This is a genomic window from Streptomyces sp. NPDC019443 (genome assembly GCF_044389785.1).
Lineage (GTDB): Bacteria > Actinomycetota > Actinomycetes > Streptomycetales > Streptomycetaceae > Streptomyces.
The window spans coordinates 71,092-94,073 of record NZ_JBIRYJ010000013.1 but is presented as its reverse complement, the minus strand read 5'-3'; the positions used below and the strand labels follow the sequence as shown (position 1 = coordinate 94,073).

The window sequence follows — 22,982 nt, the reverse complement described above, 5'->3', positions numbered from 1 at the left end:
GCGGCCACCGGACGGCTCAGGACGGCTCAGGACGGCAGGGTCTCCAGCGACTCGAAGCGCCAGCGGTGCACCGCCCGTGTGATCAACTCGGCGTCCGGCTCCGGGATTTCGGGCAGCTCCGCGCCCACGTCGGTGCCCTCCCACCAGGTGATCACCAGCACCCGGTCCCCAGGCGCCCGGAACGTCTCGCGGCGCACCGGCTCACGCGCCAGCTCCTGGGCCCGCGCCCATTCGAGCAGCTCCGCGCCCCGCCCCTGCACGGCCCGGGCCTCCCACATCAGCGCGACCGTCATGAGTAGAGGTTGTCCTTGCTGGTCTCGTGCACATGATCGTGGTCGTGGGCGTGTCCCGGGACATGCGGATCCGTCACCGGAAGCGACGAGTCCGCGGACAGCTCCCAGTCGGAGGCGGGCCGGTTGCGCACCACCATCTCCGCCCCCAGCGCCGCCACCATCGCGCCGTTGTCCGTGCACAGCCCCGGCCGCGGCACCCGCAGCCGGATCCCCGCCCGCTCGCAGCGCTCCTGGGCCAGCGCCCGCAGCCGCGAGTTGGCGGCAACGCCGCCGCCGATCATCAGGTGGTCGACGCCCTGGTCCTGGCAGGCGCGCACCGCCTTGCGGGTCAGCACATCGACGACCGCCTCCTGGAACGACGCCGCCACATCCCGTACGGGCACCTCCTCGCCCGCCGCCCGCTTGGCCTCGATCCAGCGGGCCACCGAGGTCTTGAGCCCCGAGAAGGAGAAGTCGTACACCGGGTCGCGCGAGCCGGTGAGGCCGCGCGGGAACGCGATCGCCGCCGGGTCGCCCTCCTTCGCCAGCCGGTCGATCACCGGACCGCCCGGGAAGCCCAGGTCAAGGACCCGCGCGATCTTGTCGAAGGCCTCGCCCGCCGCGTCGTCGATCGTCGCGCCCATCGGCCGTACGTCAGATGTGATGTCGGGCGCGAGCAGCAGGGACGAGTGGCCACCGCTCACCAGCAGCGCCATCGTCGGCTCGGGCAGCGGTCCGTGCTCCAGCTGGTCGACGCAGATGTGCGAGGCCAGATGGTTCACCCCGTACAGCGGCTTGCCCAGTGCGTACGCGTACGCCTTCGCCGCCGAGACCCCGACCAGCAGCGCCCCCGCGAGGCCCGGCCCCGCCGTCACCGCGATGCCGTCCAGGTCGCTCGCCGAGACGCCCGCGTCCTTCAGGGCGCGCTCGATGGTCGGAACCATCGCCTCCAGATGCGCGCGTGACGCGATCTCGGGCACCACGCCGCCAAACCGGGCGTGCGTGTCCACGCTGGACGCGACGGCGTCCGCGAGCAGGGTCGTACCGCGGACGACGCCGACGCCGGTCTCGTCGCAGGAGGTCTCGATGCCCAGTACGAGCGGTTCGTCAGCCATCAGTTAAGTCTCTGTTCCTTGTACGTGGAGCCGCATGACGAGGGCGTCGACATTGCCCGGCTGGTAGTAGCCGCGGCGGAATCCGATGGGCTCGAAGCCGAAGCGCTCGTACAGCCTCTGGGCCCTGGTGTTGTCCACGCGCACTTCGAGGAGCACCTCGTCGCACTCGAAGGCGGTGGCGTGCTGCAGCAGTTCGGTCAGGAGCCGGGAGCCGAGTCCCGTGCCCCACTGGTCGCGGGCGACGGCGATCGTCTGTACGTCTCCGAGGCCGCCGGCCGCCGCGAGGCCCGCGTATCCGACGATCTTCCCTTCCGCCTCGGCCACCACATAGCGGCGGGTGGCCCGCGGGCCGCGCGCATGGGCGAGCTCGGACCAGAACATCCCGGCCGACCAGGCGTCCTCCGGGAACAGCGCGTGCTCGAGCGCAAGCACATGCTCCAGGTCCCACCAGCGCATCTCACGCAGCACGGCGGTGGGTCGGTCGGTGGGTGGGTCGGTCACTTCGGCGTGACCACCTTGTAGTTCTTCGGCACCTGGGCGTCCGGCCGGCGCAGATACAGCGGCAGCGGCGGCAGGAAGTCATCCCCGGCGGCCAGCTTCTCGGCGGCCAGCGCTGCCAGCGCACCGGCCGAGACATACTCGGGCCCGCGGGCGTCCGGGAACGTCTCGGGGTAGAGCAGCGCACCGGCGCCGACCGCGGGCAGACCCGCGACGTGCTCGGCGATGTCGGCGGGCCGGTCGACGGCGGGCTCGCTCATGCGACCGCGGGCGGATTCGTACCGCGCCCAGTAAACCTCTTTGCGGCGCGCGTCCGTCGCCACCACGAACGGCTCCTCCAGACCGGAGGCGTACGCCAGCCCGTCCAGCGTGCACAGCCCGTACACCGGAACGCCCAGCGCCGAGCCGAAGGTCGAGGCCGTGACCAGTCCGACGCGCAGCCCGGTGTACGGACCGGGGCCGACGCCGGCCACCACGGCGGTGACGGCGTCGAGCTTCACCCCGGCCTCGGCCAGGACGCGGTCGACGGCGGGCAGCAGCAGTTCCCCGTGCCGGCGGGCGTCGACGCGGCTGGACTCGGCGACGACGGAATTGCCGTCGTGGAGGGCGGCGGTGACGGCGGGCGTGGCGGTATCAACGGCGAGCAAGAGCACGCAAACAGCCTACGGCTCCGGCGCCCGGGCACGGTGCCGCGTCCAGGGAAGCGGCTGCTGCTACCGTCACCACGGATACGTACTTTCGAAAGGTGGGCACGGTGGCACGGAGCAGCTCGGGACTCGTGGCCGGGCTCACGGCGGCCGCTCTGGCCGTCGTCGGATTCCTCGCCTACCAGGCGTCGGCGAGCGCCCCCGACCAGCTCGGCAAGCCCAAGACCCCGGTGCCGTCCGCGCATGCCTCCGGCAGCCCCAAGCACAAGTCCAAGAACCCGCTCGAGCTGCCCGCGAAGTCGGGCGTCGGCGTGCGCGTCGTGTACTCGCTGTTCGAGCGGCGCGTGTGGCTGGTGGGCGAGAACGGGAAGCTGACGCGGACCTTCGAGGTCATGCCGTCGACGGTCAGCCCGCCGCCCGGTGTGTACGCGGTGACCTCGCGGTCCGGCACCGTCCCCGGGTCGGACGGGGTGCCGATCGAGCATGTGGTGCGGTTCGCGAGCGTCGACGATGTTGCGATCGGCTTCAGCGCGGCTGTGAACGGGTCGATGGCAAGCCCGGACCCGGACAAGAAGACCGGCGGCGTACGGATGAAGCGGGCGGACGGCGACGCCATGTGGGAGTTCGCGTCGATCGGCTCGAAGGTCGTCGTCGTCCCCTAGCCCGTGGCTCGTAGCTCGTAGCTCGTAGCCAGTAGCTCGTACGGACTACGCGGCGTCGCGCCGAGTTTCACGCTCCTCGGGGAGCCGTTCCTCACGGGGCGGAGTGGAGACCGCGCTGGCCGCCGCGCACGACGCCAGAAGATCGCGCATCGACAGGGCCGACGGCGTCAGTGCCTGCGGCCGCACCGGCTGCTGCCGTGACTGGGATTCGCGCTCGGATGCCGACATGGACGCCTCCTGGGGCTCCGGGGGCAGTCGTGGTTAGGCAGACCTAACCTGCTCGATACCATGTGACCACGCCCGGCACGGCCTGCGCAACACTTTGCCGACGTCTTGTCGGAACGTACACACTGACGGCATACAACGGCATGCATACGCCGGTGGAGTCATGCATACGCCGGTGCAGTACGGCTCAGGCCCCCAGGGCGGCCAGGTCGACCATTGCCCATCGCGCGCCGAAGCCCGTCAGGGTGACCTCGCGTCGGTCGTCGTCCGTGTCGCCGACCTTCCGGTGGATCAGCACCTGCAGCCGGTCGTCCGAGAGGTCCTCGACCTTGCCGACGCCCCACTCCACGACCACCACCGATTCCGGCAGCGAGACATCGAGATCGAGGTCCTCCATCTCGTCGAGGCCGCCGCCCAGCCGGTACGCGTCCACATGCACCAGGGCAGGGCCGCCGGTCAGCGAGGGGTGGACGCGGGCGATGACGAAGGTCGGGGAGGTGACGGCGCCGCGGACTCCGAGGCCCTCGCCCAGGCCGCGGGTCAGCGTCGTCTTTCCCGCGCCGAGCTCGCCGGTGAGCATCACCAGGTCGCCGGCGCGCAGCAGCTTCGCGAGCCGGCGACCCAACTCCTGCATCTGCTCGGGGGACTCGACGGGGAGACGGGCGGCGCTGGTGGGGCGGGGGGCGCTGGTGGAGTTGGTGGCGCTCTCAGCCGCCGGGCTGTGCGGTGCTTCCATACGGGCCAACGTTAGCCGGTGCCGGTACCGCGCCGACCCGGGCCAGCAGGTCGGCCAGCCGGTCCGTGACCACCTCCGGGTGCTCCAGCATCACCAGATGCCCGCCGTCCGGCACGATCACCAGCTCCGAGTCCGGCAGCAGGTCCGCGATCGCCTCGCTGTGCGAGCTCGGCGTCACCAGATCCTTGTCACCCGCCAGGACGAGCACCGGCACCTCGCGGAAGATCTCGAGCGACTCGGCCTTGTCGTGCTCCACGAACGCCGGGTAGAACTCCGCGACCACATCGATCGGCGTGCCCTCGATCATCCGCTCCGCGAACCGGGCCACCGCCGGGTCCACGTCCCTGGACGAGAACGAGTACCGCTTGATAAGGCCTGCGAAGAGGTCGGCGGTGGCGCGGCGGCCCCGCTCGACCAGTTCGGCCTGCGAGCCGAGCGCCTTGAGCACGCCCGGGAGCACCCGGCGCACCGCGTTCACGCCCGCGACCGGCAGTCCGTAGTTGACCTCGCCGAGCTTGCCGGCGGAGGTGCCGATGAAGGCGACTCCGGAAACCCGCTCCCGTACCAGCTCGGGGAAATGGTCGGCGAGCGCCATCACCGTCATCCCGCCCATGGAGTGCCCGACCAGCACCAGCGGGCCCTCGGGCGCGGCCGCGTCGATCACCGCCTTGAGGTCGCGGCCCAGCTGGTCGATGGCGACCGGCACGCCGTCCTCGCCGGACTGGGCCGCTCCCCTGGCCGACCGGCCGTGGCTGCGCTGGTCCCAGTACACGGTGCGCACCAGGCCGCGCAGAGCCGCGCGCTGGAAGTGCCAGGAGTCCTGGCTCAGGCAGTAGCCATGGCTGAAGACGACGGTGACCGGGGCGGGCGCCTTGCGGCCGAAGAGCCTGCGGCGGCGCGGGGCGCCCGCTTCCGGGTCCACCTCGTCGGCCTCGTAGTAGAGCTCGGTGCCGTCGTCGGCGATCGCCTTGCCCGGCAGGCCGCGCAGCGAGCCGTACGGCCCCGACGCGTCCAGCGCGAGCCGCGCCTTCTTGCGCATGCCTCGGCCGACCGTGAGGCGTTCGAGCGCGACGCCCGCCGCCGCGCCGGCGGCGATCACGCCTATCGCGGCGCCTGCGATGCCCGCCCGGCGCCAGTTGCCCGTCGTGGCAGCCGTCGCCGCGGCGGCCACTACGGGCCCCGTGCTGGTCTCGCTCACCGTGCCGCTCCTACTCGTCGGGGTCCTCGTTCAGGAAGACGCGCGGAACTCTCGTTCCGATGCGGGTGACGATCTCGTACGCGATGGTGTCCGCCGCCTGCGCCCAGTCCTCGGCGCTCGGCTCGCCCCGGTCGCCCGGTCCGAACAGCAGCGCTTCGGTGCCTTCCGGGATCTTCTTCCCGCCAAGATCGACTACGAACTGGTCCATGGCTACCCGGCCGGCCACCCGTCGCCACTCGCCGCCGACCAGGACCGGCCCACGGCCGGAGGCATGGCGCGGGATGCCGTCCGCGTAGCCGAGGGGGATGAGGCCGAGCGTCGTCTCGTCCGTGGTGACGTAGTGATGGCCATAGCTGACGCCGTGGCCCGCCGGGACCTGCTTGACCAGCGCCACGGAGGCGACGAGCGTCATCACGGGCCGCAGCCCGAAGTCCGCGGGCGTGCCGAGCTCGGGGCTGGGCGAGACGCCGTACATCGCGATGCCCGTCCGTACGAGATCGAAGTGCGTCTCCGGGAGGGTCAGCGTCGCCGGGGAGTTCGCGATGTGCCGGACCTCGGGCTCGATTCCCGCCTTCTCGGCGTACGCCACCATCTGGCGGAACACGTCCATCTGGGCGGCGATGGAGGGGTGCCCGGGCTCGTCGGCGCAGGCGAAGTGCGACCAGAGCCCGGTGACCTCTACGGTGCCCTCGGCCTCGGCGGCGAGTGCGGCGGCGACGAGCTCGGGCCAGTCGGCGGGCTGACAGCCGTTGCGCCCGAGCCCGGTATCGGCCTTGAGCTGGATCCGCGCCGGTCGCCCGGCCTCGCGGGCGGCGGCGGTGACCTCCCTGAGAGCCCACAGGCCGCTCACGGCCATGTCGAGATCGGCCTCGATGCCTTCCCGCCAGGGCCCGCCCGGCGTCCACAGCCAACACATGACCCTGCTCCGGATGCCGGCCGCGCGCAGGGCCAGGGCCTCATGCGGCGTGGCGGTCCCGAGCCAGGTCGCCCCGGCCGCGAGCGCGGCCTTGGCGCAGGGCACCATGCCGTGTCCGTACGCGTCCGACTTCACCACGGCCATGAGGGCAGCACGGGGAGCGCGGGCACGCAGCGCACGCACATTGGCGCGCAGGGCCGCGAGGTCGATCTCGGCGCGGGCTCTCAGGGGCAGTGTCTGGCTCATCGGGCCCAGTGTCTCAGAGGGGTACGACAGCGGTCGTACAACCGGTGCGGAGTTCAACAAGTCTGCACCTGTGCGGTTGATCACGGTTTCGGGGAACGGAGGGCGGTTTCGCCGAGGTCGCGGCCGCTCCGCCCGTCATTCCTGCACCGTCAGCCCGTCTCCTGCACGTCGCGCCACGCCGACCGCAGCGCCCGCGCCACCTCGTACGCCGTGATCGGCGCGCCCTCCGTGATCGCGTGGCGGGCCGCCAGGCCGTGCAGATACGCCGCCGCCGAGCCCGCGTCGCGCGCGTCGAGGCCCGCCGAGAGCAGCGCGCCCGTCAGGCCCGACAGGACGTCGCCGCTGCCGGCCGTCGCCAGCCAGGGCGAGCCCATGGGGTTCACCCGGACCGGGGAACGGCCGCCGTCCGGGTCAGCGACCAGTGTCGTCGAGCCCTTGAGCAGCACCGTCGCTCCAAAGCGCGAGGCCAGTTCCCGCACGGACGCGAGCCGCGCGGACTCCACCTCCTCGCGCGGAACGCCCAGCAGCGCGGCCGCCTCCCCCGCGTGCGGGGTCAACAGCGTGGGCGCGCCTCGGTCCCGCAGGGCCGACGCGTCGAGCGGCCGCAGGCCGTCAGCGTCGACCAGGACCGGCACGTCGGAGTCCAGTACGTCCTGTACGACATCCAGACCGTCGCCGAGCCCCGGGCCGACGACCCACGCCTGCACCCGGCCCGCCTTCGACGGGGGTCCGCTGTGGACCAGGGCCTCCGGGAACCGGGCGATCACGGCCTCTGCCGCGGGCCCGACGTACCGCACAGCCCCCGCGCCGCCGCGCAGCGCGCCCGCGACCGCGAGCACCGCCGCGCCCGGGTAGCGCGCGGACCCGGCGACGACGCCCACGACACCCCGCCGGTACTTGTCGCTCTCCGCGGCCGGCACCGGCAACAGCCGAGCCACATCCGCGTGTTGGAGCGCCTCGAGGTCCGGCACGGACGGCAGATGCGGCTCCAGGCCGATGCCGACGAGCCGCACCGTCCCCGCGTACTCCTTCGCCGGGTCGATCAGCAGCCCCGGCTTGTACGTACCGAAGGTCACCGTCGCATCCGCGCGCAGCGCCTCGCCCCGCACCTCCCCGGTGTCCGCCTCCACCCCGCTCGGCAGATCCACCGCGACGACGACCGCGTTGGACCCGCGCGCGGCGCGCGCCACCGGCAGGGCGTCAGGACGCAGCCCGCCGTGCCCGCCGATCCCGGTGATGCCGTCCAGCACCAGGTCCGCCGCGGCCAGCACCTCGAAGGGGTCGTCCGCGACCCGACCACCCGCGCCGCGCAGGGCAGCGAGGCCGCCCTCATGGATGCGCGCCCCCAGCGGGACCGCCGACACCCCGGCTCCCCGCCGCGCCAGCCGCGCCCCCGCGTACAGCGTGTCGCCGCCGTTGTCCCCGCTTCCGACGAGCAGCACCACCCGCGCGCCGTACACCCGGCCCAGCAGATCCGCACAGGCCGCGGCGAGCCCGGCAGCGGCCCGTTGCATGAGGGCGCCCTGTGGCAGGCTCGCCATCAGTTCGGTCTCGGCGGCCCGTACGGTCTCCACGCTGTAAGCGGTACGCATAAGGTCAACCCTCCGCGATCACCACCGCCGACGCCACCCCCGCGTCGTGACTGAGCGACACATGCCAGGACCGCACACCGAGCTCGGCCGCCCGCGCCGCCACCGTCCCGTGAACCCGCAGCCGCGGCTGCCCGCTGTCCTCGACGTACACCTCGGCGTCGGTCCAGTACAGCCCGCCGGGCGCGCCGAGCGCCTTGGCGACCGCCTCCTTGGCGGCGAACCGCGCCGCCAACGAGGCGTATCCCCGCTGCTCACCGCTGGGCAGCAGTAACTCCCGCTCCAGGAACAGCCGTCCGGCCATGTTTGGCGTGCGCCGCATCGTCGCGGCGAACCGGTCGATCTCGGCGACGTCGATCCCCACCCCGATGATCATTCGACGGTGACAGACTTCGCGAGGTTCCGCGGCTGGTCGACCTCATTGCCGCGCGCCGTCGCCAGCTCGCACGCGAAGACCTGCAACGGCACGGTCGACACCAGCGGTTGCAGCAGCGTCGGCGTGGCCGGGATCCGGATCAGGTGATCCGCGTACGGCACGACCGTGTCGTCCCCCTCCTCCGCGATCACGATCGTCCGCGCCCCGCGCGCCCTGATCTCCTGGATATTGGAGACGATCTTGTCGTGCAGCACCGAACGCCCACGCGGTGACGGCACCACTACCACCACCGGCAGATCCTCCTCGATCAGCGCAATGGGCCCGTGCTTGAGCTCGCCCGCCGCGAAGCCCTCCGCGTGCATGTACGCCAGTTCCTTGAGCTTCAGCGCGCCCTCCAGTGCCACCGGATAGCCCACATGCCGCCCCAGGAACAGCACCGTGTTCTTGCCGGCGAGCGAGCGCGCCAGTTCCCGTACCGGCTCCATCGTCTCCAGGACCCGCTCGACCGCTCCCGAGATCTGCGCCAAGTCCCGGATGACGGCCTGGATTTCGTCGCCCCATTTGGTGCCGCGCACCTGCCCCAGATACAGCGCCACCAGATAACAGGCCACCAGCTGCGTCAGAAACGCCTTGGTCGACGCGACCGCGACCTCGGGACCCGCGTGCGTGTACAGCACAGCGTCGGACTCGCGTGGAATCGTCGAGCCGTTCGTATTGCAGATGGCCAGCACCTTCGCGCCCTGCTCGCGCGCGTGCCGCAGAGCCATCAGGGTGTCCATGGTCTCGCCGGACTGGGAGATCGCGATCACCAGCGTCCGCTGGTCGAGGATCGGGTCCCGGTAGCGGAACTCGCTCGCCAGCTCCACCTCGCACGGGATGCGGGTCCAGTGCTCGATGGCGTACTTGGCGATCAGTCCGGCGTGGAAGGCGGTGCCGCACGCGACGATGACGACCTTGTCGGCCTCCCGCAGCACGGACACCGGGATCCGGATCTCGTCGAGCGTCAGCGACCCGCCGGCGTCGATCCGCCCGAGCAACGTATCGGCGACAGCCTTGGGCTGCTCGGCGATCTCCTTGAGCATGAAGTAGTCATAGCCCCCCTTTTCGGCCGCGGAAGCATCCCAGTCCACGTGGTACGTCCGCACCTGAGCGGGCGCACCGTCGAAGTCGGTGACCGTCACGCCGTCCCGGCGGAGCTCCACCACCTGATCCTGCCCCAGCTCGATCGCGGATCGCGTGTGGGCGATGAACGCGGCCACGTCCGACGCGAGGAAGGCCTCACCTTCCCCAACGCCCACCACCAGCGGGGAGTTCCGCCGCGCACCGACCACCACATCCGGCTCGTCCGCGTGCACGGCGACCAGCGTGAAGGCGCCCTGGAGCTGCAGGCACACCTGCCGCATCGACTCGGCCAGGCCCCCGCACGACGAGAAGGACTCCGCAAGCAGATGCGCCACGACCTCGGTGTCGGTCTCCGACGCCAGTTCGTGCCCGCGTGTCTCCAACTCGGCCCGCAGCGCCGCGAAGTTCTCGATGATCCCGTTGTGTACGACGGCGACGCGCCCCGCGTTGTCCAGATGGGGATGGGCGTTGGCGTCGGTCGGCCCGCCGTGCGTGGCCCACCGGGTGTGCCCGATGCCGGTGGACCCGGTCGGCAGCGGCCGGTCCACCAACTCCTTCTCCAGGTTGACGAGCTTGCCCGCCTTCTTCGCCGCGGCCAGCCCGCCGTCGGCGAGTACCGCCACACCGGCCGAGTCGTAGCCCCGGTACTCGAGCCGTTTGAGGCCCGCGACGACCACATCAAGCGCCGACTGTCCGCCGACGTAACCCACGATTCCGCACATGTCCGCAGCCTACGACCCCCGTCAGGCCTTCGCCCGGTACGCCCGCATCGCCAGCGGGTAGAACACCGCGGCTATCCCGGCGGCCCACAGCAGCGACCACAGCACCGGCTCGGCCACCTCGCCGCCCAGCAGCAGACCTCGGTACGCGTCCGACAGATGAGTGACCGGATTGACGTCGCTCCACGCCTGGAGCCAGCCCGGCATCGTGTCGACGCGGACGAACGCGCTGCTGGTGAAGGTGATCGGGAAGATCAGTGTGAAGGCGAACGCCTGCACCTTCTCCGCGTCGCCCGCCAGCATCCCGATGAGCACCGCGCTCCACGACACCGCCGCCGCGAAGACGACCAACAGCAGCGCGCCCAGCAGGAATCCGTCGAGGCCGCCGGTGATCCTGAACCCCAGCGCCAGGCCGAGCCCGATCATCAGCAGCATCGCCCACACATGCTTGGCGAGGTCCGCCGTGATCCGTCCGACGAGCGGCGCGGACCGGGCTATCGGCAGACTGCGCAGCCGGTCGAAGACTCCCTTGGTCAGGTCGGTGTTGAGCGCCATCGCCGTGTACATCGTCATGAACAGCGTGTTCTGGACGATGATCCCGGGCAGCGCGTACTTCAGATACTCCTGGGGCGAGCCGGCCATCTGCCCGCCGAGCACATAGGTAAAGAGGAACACGAACATGATCGGAGTGATGCTGTAGTCCACCAGCTCCAGCGGGTTGTGCTTGACCGCAACCAGACTCCGCCAGGCCATCGTGAGTGTCTGCTGGAGCGCCGCCAGCGGCCGCACCCGGCCCGACTTGGTCAGCGGGGCAGTGATCGTCGTCGCGGTCATGCCGAGCTCACCGCCTTCGCCAGCTCGCTCTCGTCCGGCCCTGCGTCGTCGGCGTCGTCGGGTCGCTCGGGCTCCGCCCGGTGTCCGGTCAGGGCCAGGAACACCTCGTCCAGCGAGGAGCGCCGCAACGTCAGCTCACCCACCGCGATTCCCTCGCGGTCGAGCCGCCGGACGACCGCGGGCATCAACTCGGGGTCCTTCACCGGAGCGGTGATCAGTTCGCCCTCTATCTGGGTCTGCGGGCCCGCCGCCTCGGCCACCAGCAGATGCGCCCTTGCCAGGTCCACCGCTCGCACCGGCCTTACCTGCAGCACCTGTCCGCCCACCTGGGACTTCAACTGGTCGGGGGTGCCTTCGGCGATGACCCTGCCCTTGTCGATCACCACGATGTCGTCGGCGAGCTGGTCCGCCTCGTTCAGATACTGGGTGGTCAGCAGCGCCGTCACCCCGTCGGCGACCAGGCCGCGCAGCATGTCCCACAGCTCGCCTCTGCTGTGCGGATCGAGACCGGTGGTCGGCTCGTCGAGGAAGAGAATCCTGGGCCGGCCGACCAGGCTGGCCGCCAGGTCGAGGCGCCGCCGCATCCCACCCGAGAAAGTCTTCACCGCGCGCCCGGCCGCATCACTGAGCTGAAAGCGGTCCAGCAACTCGGCGGCCCGCGCCCTCGCCTCGTACCTCGGCAGGCCGAGCAGCCGACCGATGAGCAGCAGATTCTCGGTGCCGGTCAGATTCTCGTCCACCGCGGCGTACTGCCCGGTCAGGCCGACGAGCGAGCGCACCACGCCGGCCTCCTTCACCACGTCATGACCGGCCACGAACGCTCTGCCGCTGTCGGGCCGGAGCAGTGTGGCGAAGATCCGCACCGCCGTCGTCTTCCCCGCCCCGTTGGGCCCGAGCAGCCCGAGGACCGTGCCGGTACGGGCCGCCAGATCCACTCCGGCCAGCGCCCGGGTCTCCTTGAACCGCTTGGCCAGGCCCTCCGCCTGGATCGCGTACGTCATGGGATTCCCCTCGGGGTCGGCGGGGGCCGGGTCGGCGCCCACTCCTTCCACAACTGTGACGTACGCCACTGACATTCCACCCTCGTCGTCTGCGCCAGGCGCCCCGCGCGCGTGACCGATCCCACCCGCCACGGCGCCCATGAAACCGCGACAATGACCGTGTGATCTCTTCGCCGCCACGAAGCGCCCACCGCCGGGCCGAGCACGCGTCGACGCCGTACGTCGACCTGACCCGTGCGGAGTGGAGCGCCCTGCGCGAGAAAACTCCGCTCCCCCTCACCGCCGAGGAGGTCGAGCGGCTGCGCGGTCTCGGTGACGTCATCGACCTGGACGAGGTGCGGGACGTCTACCTCCCGCTGTCCCGCCTGCTCAATCTGTACGTACAGGCCACCGCCGGTCTGCGCGGCGCGCTCAACACCTTCCTGGGCGAAGCCGGCAATGGCCACGGCGAGCAGCGCGGCACCCCCTTCGTCATAGGAGTCGCCGGCTCGGTCGCGGTCGGCAAGTCCACCGTCGCCCGTCTGCTCCAGGCTCTGCTGGCCCGCTGGCCCGAGCACCCGCGTGTCGAGCTGGTCACCACCGACGGCTTCCTGCTGCCCATGAAGGAGCTCCAGGACCGCGGCCTGACGTCGCGCAAGGGGTTCCCCGAGTCGTACGACCGGCGCGCCCTGACCCGTTTCGTCGCCGACATCAAGGCGGGCAAGGACGAGGTCACCGCCCCGGTCTACTCCCACCTGATCTACGACATCGTGCCGGGCGAGCGCCTCACCGTCCGCCGCCCCGACATCCTGATCGTCGAGGGCCTCAACGTCCTCCAGCCGGCCCTGCCCGGCAAGGACGGCCGCACGCGAGTCGGCCTCGCCGACTACTTCGACTTCAGTGTGTACGTCGACGCCCGCCCCGAGGACATCGAGACCTGGTACCTCAACCGCTTCCGCAAGCTGCGCGAGACGGCGTTCCAGAACCCGTTCTCGTACTTCCGGAAGTACACGCAGGTCTCCGAGGAGGAGGCGCTGGACTACGCCCGTACGATGTGGCGCACCATCAACAAACCCAATCTGCTGGAGAACGTGGCTCCGACGCGCGGCCGTGCCACGCTGGTGCTGCGCAAGGGCCCGGACCACAAGGTCCAGCGCCTGTCCCTGCGCAAGCTCTGACGCGTGCTCCGACGCAACTCCGGCGCCAACTCCGAGGAGCCGCCTGCGTGCTGCACCTTCGCCTGATCACCCCGGCCGACCGCACCACCGAAGTGGTCCGGCTGATCGAGAAGACCGTCGGCACGACACACCTCGCCGTCGTGCCCGGCGCCGCCCGCAATCCCCCGGGCGACCTGGTGATGTGCGATGCCGCGCGCGAGGCCGGCGACGAACTGATCGGCGGCCTGCGCGCGCTCGGCATCGACGAGTTCGGCTCGATCGCCGTCGAGAACATCGATCTGTCGCTGTCCAGGCGTGCCGACAAGGCGGAGGAAGAGGCTCCGGGCGAGGGCGTGGACGCGGTCCTGTGGGAGCACCTGACGGACGCGACGCACGAGGAGTCGACACTCTCGGTCACCTACATCGCGTTCCTGACGCTGGCGACGATGATCGCGGCGTGCGGCGTGGTGCTCGACAACGCGATCCTGATCGTGGGCGCGATGGCGGTGGGCCCGGAGTTCGGCCCGCTGGCGGGCCTCTGCACGGCGCTGGTGCAGCGCGCCCCGCGCCTGGCGTGGCGCTCGTTCCTGGCGCTGATCGTGGGCTTCGCAGCGGCGATGCTCGCGACGGTGGTCTTCAGCTACTTCATGGACTGGGTGGACCTCTTCGAGCCGGAGATGCTGGCGGCGGAACGTCCCAACACCAACTTCATCTACCGCCCTGACTGGTTCTCGTTCGTGGTCGCGGTCCTGGCGGGCGCTGCCGGCATGCTCTCGCTGACCTCGGCGAAGTCGGGTGCGCTGGTGGGCGTTGCGATCTCGGTCACCACCGTCCCGGCGGCGGCGAACGCGGCGGTGGCTTTCAGCTTCCAGGAGTACAAGCAGGCGTGGGGCTCGACGGAGCAACTGCTGCTCAATCTGCTGGGCATTGTGCTGGCGGGCACGCTGACGCTGCTCGCCCAGAAGTTCCTCTGGGCGAAGCAGCGGGAGCGTACGGCGGCCAAGTCGCTGCACTGATACGCGGTCTACGCGCGATACGCGATACGCCGCCCGTCCCCTCCACGGGGCCGGGCGGCGTATCACTTTGCGTGATCAGGTCAGCCGAGCGCGGACTTCACCGCGTCAGCCAGTCGTCCGGCCACCGAGCGGGCCTGCTCGATGTCGGCGGCCTCCACCATTACCCGTACGAGCGGCTCAGTACCCGACGGGCGCAGCAGTACGCGACCGGTGGCGCCCAGTTCGCGCTCCGCCTCGGAGACGGCGCCCGCCAGCTCCGCCGAGGTGTTGACCCGCGACTTGTCCACGTCCGGCACATTGATGAGCACCTGCGGCAACCGGTCCATGACCCCCGCCAGGTCGGCCAGCGAGCGGCCCGTAACGGCGACGCGCGCCGCCAGCATCAGGCCGGTGAGCGTGCCGTCGCCGGTCGTCGCGTGGTCGAGCACGATGACGTGCCCGGACTGCTCGCCGCCCAGCGCGTACCCCTCGGCCTTCATCGACTCAAGCACATACCGGTCGCCGACCGCGGTCTGCACCAGTTGTACGCCCTCGCGCTCCATCGCCAGCTTGAAGCCGAGGTTGGACATGACGGTGGCGACGACGGTGTCCTTGCGCAGCGCCCCGGCCTCGCGCATCGCGAGGGCGAGCACAGCCAGGATCTGGTCCCCGTCGACTTCCTCGCCCGCACCGTCGACGGCCAGGCAGCGGTCGGCGTCGCCGTCGTGCGCGATACCCAAGTCCGCGCCGTGCTCGACGACTGCGGCCTTCAGCAGACCCAAGTGGGTCGACCCGCAGCCGTCGTTGATGTTGAGCCCGTCCGGGTCGGCGCCGATGGTGACGACCTCGGCCCCGGCCCGCGCGAAGGCCTCGGGCGAGACTCGGGAGGCCGCGCCGTGCGCCTCGTCGAGGACGACCTTCAGCCCGTCAAGCCGGTTCGGCAGTACGGAGATGAGGTGGGCGACGTACTTCTCGAGGCCCTCGTCGTAGTCCGTCACGCGTCCGACGCCGGCGCCGGTCGGCCGCTCCCACGGCGCACCGGTCCGGTGCTGCTCGTACACCGTCTCGATACGGTCCTCGAGCTCGTCGGCGAGCTTGTGCCCGCCGCGCGCGAAGAACTTGATGCCGTTGTCCGGCATGGCGTTGTGGCTCGCGGAGAGCATCACACCGAGGTCGGCGCCCAGCGCACCGGTGAGGTACGCCACTGCGGGGGTGGGCAGCACACCGACGCGCAGGACGTCCACGCCCGCGCTTGCGAGACCCGCCACGACGGCGGCCTCCAGAAACTCTCCCGACGCACGCGGATCACGTCCGACCACGGCGGTCGGCCGATGTCCCTCAAAGGTCCCCGCCTCGGCGAGCACATGCGCCGCAGCGACCGACAGGCCGAGCGCGAGCTCCGCCGTCAGATCCGCATTGGCGACACCGCGCACGCCGTCCGTGCCGAAGAGTCGTCCCACAGCTGTCCTCCGAAATGCTCCGAAAATGCAAGCCTCTGAGCGCCATAGCCCGTTATACGCCCGAGGTTGTCGATAAACGAACGCCCCGACAGCACGGAGTGCCGCCGGGGCGAACGAAAGCCGTACAGGCCAGCGTGCGATTTAGCGCTTGCTGTACTGCGGGGCCTTGCGAGCCTTCTTGAGACCGGCCTTCTTGCGCTCGACCGCACGGTCGTCGCGGGAGAGGAAGCCGGCCTTCTTCAGCGGGGCGCGGTTGTTGTCCACGTCCGCCTCGTTCAGGGCGCGGGCCACGCCGAGGCGCAGGGCGCCGGCCTGGCCGGAGACGCCGCCACCCGAGATACGGGCGATGACGTCGTAGCGGTTGTCGAGCTCGAGCACCTTGAAGGGCTCGTTGACTTCCTGCTGGTGCACCTTGTTGGGGAAGTAGTCCTCAAGGGTGCGACCGTTGATCTTCCACTTGCCGGTGCCCGGAACGATCCGGACGCGGGCGATGGCGTTCTTGCGACGGCCCAGGCCGGCGGCCGGCTGGGGGTCGCCGAAGCGGGACGCCAGCGACTCGCTGGTGTACTCGCCCTCGACGGGAACCTCCGACTCGAAGGTGGTCACCTCGGCGAAGGTCTCTTCGGCCTCGGTGCCCTCGACGGGGGTCTCTGCAGTGGTCTCGGCCACGATTCTCCTCAGATCTTTCTGTACGTCTTAGGGGGTGGCCGGAACTACTGCGCGACCTGGGTGATCTCGAACGGGACCGGCTGCTGAGCAGCGTGCGGGTGCTCGGCGCCCGCGTAAATCTTCAGCTTCGAGAGCATCTGACGACCCAGGGTGTTCTTGGGGATCATGCCCTTGATGGCCTTCTCCACAGCCTTCTCCGGGCTCTTGGCAAGCAGCTCGTCGTAGCGGACGGAGCGCAGACCACCCGGGTACCCGGAGTGGCGGTACGCCATCTTCTGGGTCTTCTTGTTGCCGGAGAGGTGAACCTTCTCGGCGTTGATGATGATGACGAAGTCGCCCATGTCCATGTGGGGGGCGTAAATCGGCTTGTGCTTGCCCCGGAGGAGGTTCGCTGCCGTAGTCGCCAGACGGCCCAGGACAATGTCCTGCGCGTCGATGATGTGCCACTGGCGCGTGACATCGCCGGGCTTGGGGCTGTACGTACGCACGGTCGTAGCCTTCGCTTCTTCAGTGATGGGGCCTCCCCAAGCCCCAGGGCTTAGGGGAAGGGTCCTGACTGGGCCACCCGGACGATCACGACAGCCTTGGCGGCGCTACGGGGACGCAACCCGAGTGCCTGCCGCTGGTCATCGGCCCGGTGGACCGGCGTAAGGGCCCCTCACGTGAGATAGAGCAAGCCAATACGCATAACGAACCAGAAGAATACCCGCGCTCCCCCGGGCGGGTCAAAACAGGTGATGGGTACCGGTCAGGGCGCGCCCAGCGCCTTGGCCAGAAACTCGGCCTCGTTGGCCCCGAGTCGCACGGCGATGATCGCGTTCCCGCCGGGCAGCCGCTCAATGATCGCCGGGCTTGCCAGCAGCCGATTGTCGCCCTGGACGAACGCGAGCTGGTCCTTCGGCCTGGGCCGGCCCGCGACCTGCCCGGTCAGCTGATGCGCACGGGTTTGTCCGTGGCATTCCTAGCTTCGATCCCGCCGCCCTCCCACGGGCGCACCACCAGGGCCACGGCGAGCCCTACGGCGAGCACCGCCGCCCCGGCAGCCCACCAGAGCCGACCGCCCCGGGCCGGCCCCGGCGCCGACCGCCCCGCCGTGGCCATCCGCGAGGTCGGCCGAGGCGCCGGTACCGCGTCCGTCACCGCGTCCGGCTGCACCCGCCGCCGGGCGCCCTCCACCGCGCGGGTCCGCCGCTCCCGGTGCCGCTCGATGGCCTCGGTCCACGCCGGATTCAGCCAGTCCTCGCCACTGCGGGCGTCCGGCCGCTCCCCGAGCCGGGACCCGCAGTACGCCCGGCCCGAGGTCACCGCACCCGATCCACCCTCCGTTCGTCCCACACCGGCTCCCCCATCTCCCGCACGACCCCGTCCGACCCGAACACCAGATACCGGTCAAACGCCCGCGCGAACCACCGGTCGTGCGTCACCGCCAGCACCGTCCCGTCGTACGCCTCGAGCCCCTCCTGCAGCGCCTGAGCCGACTCCAGGTCCAGGTTGTCCGTCGGCTCGTCCAGCAGCAGCGCCGTCGTCCCCTCCAGCTCCAGCAGCAGGATCTGGAACCGCGCCTGCTGTCCGCCCGACAGCTTCTCGAAGGGCTGGTCGCCCTGGCGCTCCAGCTCGTACCGGCGCAGCACGCTCATCGCGCCGCCCCGGTCCTTCGCATGCTCCGTCCACAGGATGTCGACCAGCGTCCGCCCCAGCAGCTCCGGATGCGCATGCGTCTGCGCGAAGTGCCCGGGCACCACCCGCGCCCCCAGCTTCCACTCCCCCGTGTGGGAGACCGCATCCCCCGCCAGCAGCCGCAGGAAGTGCGACTTCCCGGACCCGTTCGAGCCGAGCACGGCGACCCGCTCCCCGTAGAAGACCTCCAGGTCGAACGGTTTCATCAGGCCGGTCAGCTCAAGACCGGCACACGTCAGCGCCCGCACCCCGGTCCGGCCGCCCCGCAGCCGCATCCGGATCTCCTGCTCGCGCGGCGGCTCCGGCGGCGGCCCCGCCTCCTCGAACTTCTTGAAGCGCGTCTGCATCGCCCGGTACCGCGACGCCATGTCCGGGCTGATCGCCGCCTGCTGCCGCAACCGCAGCACCAGCGCCTTCAGCCGCGCATGCTCCTCGTCCCAGCGCCGCTTCAGCTCCTCGAAGCGCGCGAAACGCTCCTTGCGCGCCTCGTGGTACGTACCGAAGCCGCCGCCGTGCACCCACACGTCCGACCCCGCGGGACTCGGCTCCACGCTCACGATCCGCTCCGCCGCCCGCGACAGCAGTTCCCGGTCGTGGGAGACGAAGAGGACCGTCTTACGGGTCTCCTTCAGCCGCTCCTCCAGCCACCGCTTGCCGGGCACGTCCAGATAGTTGTCCGGCTCGTCCAGCAGCAGCACTTCGTCCGGTCCCCGCAGCAGCGCCTCGAGCACCAGTCGCTTCTGCTCACCGCCGCTCAGAGTCCGTACGTGCCGCCACTGCGCCTTTTCGTACGAGACGCCCAGCGCGGCCATCGTGCACATGTCCCAGACGGTCTCGGCCTCGTACCCCCGCGCCTCCGCCCAGTCGCTCAGCGCCTGCGCGTACTTCATCTGCGCGGCCTCGTCGTCCACCGTCATGATCAGGTGCTCCGCGGCGTCCACCGCCCGCGCCGCCTCGCGGATCCGCGGCTGCCCCACCGACACCAGCAGATCCCGTACGGTCCGCTCGTCCCGTACCGACCCGACGAACTGCCGCATCACGCCGAGCCCGCCGCTGACCGACACCGTGCCGCCGTGCGGCTGCAGCTCCCCCGCCATCAGCCGCAGCAGCGTCGTCTTGCCCGCACCGTTCGCGCCGACCAGGGCGACCACCGCGCCCTCACCCACCCGGAACGAGGCGTCGCCGAGCAGCACCCGTCCGTCCGGTAGGTAGTACTCCAGATGCGCCGCCTCGAGATGTCCCATGCGCCGATTCTCGCCGCCGCCGTCCCCCTCGCCCAACAGGTTTAGGATGCGCGGCATGAGCTTTGGGCAAGGGGGACCTCAGTGGGGCCCCGGTGGACAGAATCAGAACCCGTACGGGGGGCAAGACCCTTACACCTCCGGGCCGGGCGCACCCGACCCCTTCGGCCTGCGCTCGAGCGCGCAGAGGGACACCCCGGACTGGGCAGCGCTGGCCGACGCGTCCGCCGCCCGCGCCCGCCGCAAGCGGTGGCTGCTGATCGGCGGCGGCGCCCTCGCGACCGCCCTGATAGCCGGCGTCGTGGCGACCGGGATCGTCTCCTCAAACAGCGACGGGGGCAACCAGGCAGGGGACAAGAACGCGAGCGAGCTGCCCGCAGCCCCCGACCTGCCCAGCGACACCACGCAGCCCGAACCGTCCTTCTCCTCGGTCGCGCCGCTGCCCCCGCCGAACCCGAAGGACTTCATCTCCGACGAGAAGAAGGACACCGCGCCGCTGAGCGCGGAGATCCTCTTCCCGGGCAAGAAGCTGACGATGGGCGACCGGGTGTACGCCAAGGGCGCCACCGCCCGCACCGGCACCTGCCCCTCCGCGACCCAGGGCGCGCTCGGCTCGGTCCTCGAGAAGAACGGCTGCGACCAGGTCTTCCGCGCCACATACAGCAAGGACGGCATCGCCGTCACCGTCGGCGTCGCGGTCTTCGGCACCGAGGCTGAGGCCAAGAAGGCCGCACAGCAGGCGCAGGGCAATGTCGCCCCGCTCCCCGGCGCCGGCGTCGGGGCCTTCTGCAAGGGCGGCCCGGTCTGCCGGTTCACCGCCAACTCCTACGGCCGCTACGCCTACTTCACCGCCACCGGCTACACCAAGGCCAAGTCCGTCACCAAGGGCGACACCAAGGCCTTCCAGACGGGCGACGACCTCGCGGAGTTCACGTTCCGTCAGATCGTGCGCCGCGGCGAGGCCCAGGCCTCAGCAGCAGCCACCGCTCCCGCCGGACAGTGACCCCGGCAGCGACCGCTTGTTGCGGGCCTCCCGGTTCCGGGCGGCCAGCAACTCGTCGGCGGGGTAACCGACTTCCTCCAGCGTGAGGCCGTGCGGCCGCACCACATGGACGGCCGAGTCCCGCACCCCCGCGGCCAGCACCTTCGCCGGCCACTCCACCGGCCGGTGCCCGTCCCCCACGAACAGCAGCGCGCCGACCAGCGAACGCACCATGTTGTGGCAGAAGGCATCGGCCTTCACGGTCGCGGTGACGATCCCCGCCTCGTCCCGCTCCCACTCGAGCTGCTGGAGCGTACGAATGGTGGTGGCGCCCTCGCGCTTCTTGCAGTACGCCGCGAAGTCGTGCTCCCCGACCAGCCCGGCCGCGGCCGCGTTCATGGCCTCGACGTCCAACGGCCAGTCGTGCCACAGCACATGACCGCGCAGCAGCGGGTCGACGCCACCGGGGTTGTCGGTCACCCGGTACGCGTACCGCCGCCAGATCGCCGAGAAGCGCGCGTTGAACCCGGTGGGGGCCACCTCGACCTTCCAGACGCGCACATCGTGCGAGAGCCGCCCGGCCAGCCGCCGCAGCAGCTTGTCCTGGTGCTCGGCCCAGACACTCTCCGGCAGATCGACGTGCGCGACCTGCCCGCGCGCGTGCACCCCGGCATCGGTGCGCCCGGCGACGGTCAGTTCGTACGTCTGCGAGGACCGCGTCACCGTACGCAGCGCGTCCTCGATCTCCCCCTGGACGGTCCGCTGCCCAGCGGCCTGCTTGGCCCACCCTGAGAAGGCCTTGCCGTCGTACGACAGATCCAGCCGCACCCGGACGTACCCCGGCTCCACCTCATCGCTCACAGAAAGATCCTCTCGAAGCGGAACGGGCCCGCACCCCCGAAGGGATACGGGCCCGTCCGTCAGCCTTCAGAACGCTCAGGCGTCCTTGGACTCGTCCGCCGCAGCGGCGTCGCCCTCGGGCTTGGCGTCCTCGACGACCTCGTCCTTCTTGAGGGCGTCTTCCTTGACCGCGCGCTTGGCAGCGGCCTCGGCCTCGGCAACGGTCGCCTTCTTCGCGATCTCACCCTCGACCAGCTCGATCACAGCCATCGGGGCGTTGTCGCCACGACGGTTGCCGATCTTGGTGATGCGGGTGTAGCCGCCCGGGCGCTCGGCGTAACGCGGAGCGATCTCGGTGAAGAGCGTGTGGACGACGCCCTTGTCCGTGATCGACTGCAGCACCAGGCGACGGTTGTGGATGTCGCCCTTCTTCGCCTTGGTGATCAGGCGCTCGGCGACCGGACGCAGGCGGCGGGCCTTGGCCTCGGTCGTGGTGATGCGGCCGTGCTCGAACAGCGACTTCGCGAGGTTCGCGAGAAGCAGACGCTCGTGCGCGGCGCTGCCGCCGAAACGGGCTCCCTTGGTGGGACGCGGCATGGTGTTTCTCCTTGTGATCTGCACCGGCCGTACCAGGTACCGGTGTCAGTTACCGGCAGGCGGCCGCCCACCGGAAGTGTGTGGATCAAGCCCGTCCGGCGATTGAGGACTCAACCGCCGGACGGGTCCCGATCAGTACTGCTCGGTCTCGACGAAACCGGCGTCCGCGTCGTCGTCGGCGCCAAAGGCGTCGGCAGCGGCGGTCGGGTCGAATCCGGGCGGGCTGTCCTTCAGGGCCAGGCCCATGCCGGCCAGCTTCGCCTTGACCTCGTCGATCGACTTCGCACCGAAGTTGCGGATGTCGAGCAGGTCGGCCTCGGAACGCGCCACGAGCTCACCCACGGAGTGGATGCCCTCGCGCTTGAGGCAGTTGTACGAACGAACGGTGAGCTCGAGCTCCTCGATCGGCAGCGCCAGGTCGGCAGCGAGCGCGGCGTCCGTCGGGGACGGACCCATGTCGATGCCCTCGGCGTCGATGTTGAGTTCGCGCGCCAGACCGAACAGCTCGACCAGGGTCTTACCGGCCGAAGCCATGGCGTCACGCGGACGCATGGCCTGCTTGGTCTCGACATCGACGATCAGCTTGTCGAAGTCGGTGCGCTGCTCGACACGGGTCGCCTCGACCTTGTACGTGACCTTGAGCACCGGCGAGTAGATGGAGTCGACCGGGATACGGCCGATCTCCTGGCCCACCTGCTTGTTCTGCACGGCGGAGACGTAGCCGCGACCGCGCTCGACGGTCAGCTCCATCTCCAGCTTGCCCTTGCCGTTCAGCGCCGCGAGAACGAGGTCCGGGTTGTGGACCTCGACGCCGGCCGGCGGGGCGATGTCAGCAGCGGTGACCAGGCCGGGACCCTGCTTGCGCAGGTACATCACGACCGGCTCGTCGTGCTCCGAGGAGACGACCAGCTGCTTGATGTTCAGGATGAGGTCGGTGACGTCCTCCTTGACGCCCGGCACGGTGGTGAACTCGTGCAGGACACCGTCGATCCGGATGCTGGTGACAGCAGCGCCGGGGATCGAGGAGAGGAGCGTACGGCGAAGCGAGTTTCCGAGGGTGTAGCCGAAGCCCGGCTCCAGCGGCTCGATCACGAACCGGGAGCGGTACTCGTCGACGACCTCTTCGGTCAGCGACGGACGCTGAGCGATAAGCATGAGAAATGCCTCCAGTCTTGGCACCCACTATTTGATGCCAACGGAACAAGGGTACGGGCGGCACGCCCCGGGAA

Annotated in this window: 25 protein-coding genes; 4 read left to right on the top strand and 21 right to left on the bottom strand. The window is 70.6% G+C overall.

Annotated features, from left to right (window positions below; genetic code table 11):
- Window positions 1–26: 26 nt before the first annotated feature.
- Genes ACH492_RS30810 through tsaB form a run of 4 tightly spaced genes read right to left on the bottom strand, consistent with a single transcriptional unit; the run spans window position 27 to window position 2,538 of the window.
- A complete protein-coding gene (locus tag ACH492_RS30810; protein ID WP_398991227.1) occupies window positions 27–293 on the bottom strand; it encodes a hypothetical protein in 267 nt (88 codons plus the stop codon).
- Window positions 290–1,387 (bottom strand): tRNA (adenosine(37)-N6)-threonylcarbamoyltransferase complex transferase subunit TsaD, encoded by a 1,098-nt coding sequence (tsaD, locus tag ACH492_RS30805; protein WP_398991225.1) that lies wholly within the window; start codon window positions 1,385–1,387, stop codon window positions 290–292. Before tsaD ends, ACH492_RS30810 begins: the two co-directional genes overlap by 4 nt.
- Window positions 1,388–1,390: 3 nt before the next feature.
- Entirely contained in the window at window positions 1,391–1,843 is a 453-nt protein-coding gene (gene rimI / locus ACH492_RS30800) for a ribosomal protein S18-alanine N-acetyltransferase (protein WP_398991376.1), read from the bottom strand.
- Window positions 1,844–1,884: 41 nt separating this feature from the next.
- The gene (gene tsaB / locus ACH492_RS30795) at window positions 1,885–2,538 is read right to left on the bottom strand and encodes a tRNA (adenosine(37)-N6)-threonylcarbamoyltransferase complex dimerization subunit type 1 TsaB (protein WP_398991223.1); all 654 of its coding nucleotides are present in this window, start codon (window positions 2,536–2,538) and stop codon (window positions 1,885–1,887) included.
- A gap of 101 nt (window positions 2,539–2,639) precedes the next feature.
- On the opposite strand from tsaB, the gene ACH492_RS30790 reads away from it, so the two are divergent.
- Window positions 2,640–3,194, top strand: a complete 555-nt coding sequence (locus ACH492_RS30790) for a L,D-transpeptidase (RefSeq protein ID WP_398991221.1) — start codon at window positions 2,640–2,642, stop codon at window positions 3,192–3,194.
- A 45-nt stretch (window positions 3,195–3,239) separates the two neighbouring features.
- On the opposite strand, the gene ACH492_RS30785 is transcribed toward ACH492_RS30790, so the two are convergent.
- The 9 genes from ACH492_RS30785 to ACH492_RS30745 all read right to left on the bottom strand — a co-directional run bounded on the left by ACH492_RS30785 (window position 3,240) and on the right by ACH492_RS30745 (window position 12,156).
- Entirely contained in the window at window positions 3,240–3,422 is a 183-nt protein-coding gene (locus tag ACH492_RS30785; protein WP_398991219.1) for a hypothetical protein, read from the bottom strand.
- A 184-nt stretch (window positions 3,423–3,606) separates the two neighbouring features.
- Window positions 3,607–4,155 carry a tRNA (adenosine(37)-N6)-threonylcarbamoyltransferase complex ATPase subunit type 1 TsaE gene (gene tsaE, locus ACH492_RS30780; RefSeq protein WP_398991217.1) on the bottom strand — a complete coding sequence of 183 codons (549 nt, stop codon included), beginning with the start codon at window positions 4,153–4,155 and terminating at the stop codon, window positions 3,607–3,609.
- Window positions 4,127–5,353, bottom strand: coding sequence for an alpha/beta fold hydrolase (locus ACH492_RS30775; RefSeq protein ID WP_398991215.1), 1,227 nt, complete (start codon window positions 5,351–5,353; stop codon window positions 4,127–4,129). Before ACH492_RS30775 ends, tsaE begins: the two co-directional genes overlap by 29 nt.
- Window positions 5,354–5,363: 10 nt before the next feature.
- Complete coding sequence (gene alr / locus ACH492_RS30770; RefSeq protein ID WP_398991213.1) at window positions 5,364–6,515, bottom strand: alanine racemase; 1,152 nt, start codon at window positions 6,513–6,515, stop codon at window positions 5,364–5,366.
- A gap of 149 nt (window positions 6,516–6,664) precedes the next feature.
- Window positions 6,665–8,107 carry an NAD(P)H-hydrate dehydratase gene (locus tag ACH492_RS30765; RefSeq protein ID WP_398991211.1) on the bottom strand — a complete coding sequence of 481 codons (1,443 nt, stop codon included), beginning with the start codon at window positions 8,105–8,107 and terminating at the stop codon, window positions 6,665–6,667.
- 4 nt (window positions 8,108–8,111) lie between these two features.
- Window positions 8,112–8,480: a holo-ACP synthase gene (locus tag ACH492_RS30760; RefSeq protein ID WP_307661658.1), complete on the bottom strand. Its 369-nt coding sequence runs from the start codon at window positions 8,478–8,480 to the stop codon at window positions 8,112–8,114.
- Window positions 8,477–10,324, bottom strand: a complete 1,848-nt coding sequence (glmS, locus tag ACH492_RS30755) for a glutamine--fructose-6-phosphate transaminase (isomerizing) (RefSeq protein ID WP_398991209.1) — start codon at window positions 10,322–10,324, stop codon at window positions 8,477–8,479. Before glmS ends, ACH492_RS30760 begins: the two co-directional genes overlap by 4 nt.
- A 21-nt stretch (window positions 10,325–10,345) precedes the next feature.
- On the bottom strand, window positions 10,346–11,155 hold the full coding sequence (locus tag ACH492_RS30750) for an ABC transporter permease (RefSeq protein ID WP_398991207.1): 810 nt from the start codon (window positions 11,153–11,155) through the stop codon (window positions 10,346–10,348).
- Entirely contained in the window at window positions 11,152–12,156 is a 1,005-nt protein-coding gene (locus ACH492_RS30745; RefSeq protein ID WP_398991374.1) for an ATP-binding cassette domain-containing protein, read from the bottom strand. Before ACH492_RS30745 ends, ACH492_RS30750 begins: the two co-directional genes overlap by 4 nt.
- A gap of 161 nt (window positions 12,157–12,317) precedes the next feature.
- Here ACH492_RS30745 and coaA point away from each other — a divergent pair, with 161 nt between their 5' ends.
- The gene (gene coaA, locus ACH492_RS30740; protein WP_398991205.1) at window positions 12,318–13,313 is read left to right on the top strand and encodes a type I pantothenate kinase; all 996 of its coding nucleotides are present in this window, start codon (window positions 12,318–12,320) and stop codon (window positions 13,311–13,313) included.
- Window positions 13,314–13,360: 47 nt separating this feature from the next.
- Window positions 13,361–14,308 (top strand): DUF389 domain-containing protein, encoded by a 948-nt coding sequence (locus ACH492_RS30735; RefSeq protein ID WP_398991203.1) that lies wholly within the window; start codon window positions 13,361–13,363, stop codon window positions 14,306–14,308.
- A gap of 80 nt (window positions 14,309–14,388) precedes the next feature.
- Here ACH492_RS30735 and glmM read toward each other — a convergent pair whose 3' ends face one another.
- The 5 genes from glmM to ACH492_RS30710 form a co-directional block, all read right to left on the bottom strand.
- A complete protein-coding gene (gene glmM, locus ACH492_RS30730) occupies window positions 14,389–15,747 on the bottom strand; it encodes a phosphoglucosamine mutase (protein WP_398991201.1) in 1,359 nt (452 codons plus the stop codon).
- A 141-nt stretch (window positions 15,748–15,888) separates the two neighbouring features.
- Window positions 15,889–16,416 carry a 30S ribosomal protein S9 gene (gene rpsI, locus ACH492_RS30725; protein ID WP_327325497.1) on the bottom strand — a complete coding sequence of 176 codons (528 nt, stop codon included), beginning with the start codon at window positions 16,414–16,416 and terminating at the stop codon, window positions 15,889–15,891.
- A 44-nt stretch (window positions 16,417–16,460) separates the two neighbouring features.
- Window positions 16,461–16,904, bottom strand: coding sequence for a 50S ribosomal protein L13 (gene rplM, locus ACH492_RS30720; protein WP_307661663.1), 444 nt, complete (start codon window positions 16,902–16,904; stop codon window positions 16,461–16,463).
- 439 nt (window positions 16,905–17,343) lie between these two features.
- Window positions 17,344–17,751 carry a hypothetical protein gene (locus tag ACH492_RS30715; RefSeq protein WP_398991199.1) on the bottom strand — a complete coding sequence of 136 codons (408 nt, stop codon included), beginning with the start codon at window positions 17,749–17,751 and terminating at the stop codon, window positions 17,344–17,346.
- On the bottom strand, window positions 17,718–19,337 hold the full coding sequence (locus tag ACH492_RS30710) for an ABC-F family ATP-binding cassette domain-containing protein (protein ID WP_398991197.1): 1,620 nt from the start codon (window positions 19,335–19,337) through the stop codon (window positions 17,718–17,720). The genes ACH492_RS30715 and ACH492_RS30710 overlap by 34 nt, the downstream gene beginning before the upstream one ends.
- A gap of 55 nt (window positions 19,338–19,392) precedes the next feature.
- Between ACH492_RS30710 and ACH492_RS30705 the strand changes: the two genes are divergently transcribed.
- A complete protein-coding gene (locus ACH492_RS30705; protein WP_398991195.1) occupies window positions 19,393–20,337 on the top strand; it encodes a hypothetical protein in 945 nt (314 codons plus the stop codon).
- Here ACH492_RS30705 and truA read toward each other — a convergent pair.
- From truA to ACH492_RS30690, 3 genes are all read right to left on the bottom strand, one after another.
- Window positions 20,305–21,177 (bottom strand): tRNA pseudouridine(38-40) synthase TruA, encoded by an 873-nt coding sequence (gene truA / locus ACH492_RS30700; RefSeq protein ID WP_398991193.1) that lies wholly within the window; start codon window positions 21,175–21,177, stop codon window positions 20,305–20,307. The two genes, ACH492_RS30705 and truA, sit on opposite strands and share 33 nt — an antisense overlap.
- 75 nt (window positions 21,178–21,252) lie before the next feature.
- Window positions 21,253–21,753: a 50S ribosomal protein L17 gene (rplQ, locus tag ACH492_RS30695; RefSeq protein ID WP_307661668.1), complete on the bottom strand. Its 501-nt coding sequence runs from the start codon at window positions 21,751–21,753 to the stop codon at window positions 21,253–21,255.
- Window positions 21,754–21,885: 132 nt separating this feature from the next.
- The gene (locus ACH492_RS30690; RefSeq protein WP_398991190.1) at window positions 21,886–22,908 is read right to left on the bottom strand and encodes a DNA-directed RNA polymerase subunit alpha; all 1,023 of its coding nucleotides are present in this window, start codon (window positions 22,906–22,908) and stop codon (window positions 21,886–21,888) included.
- Between the last annotated feature and the right edge of the window lie 74 nt (window positions 22,909–22,982).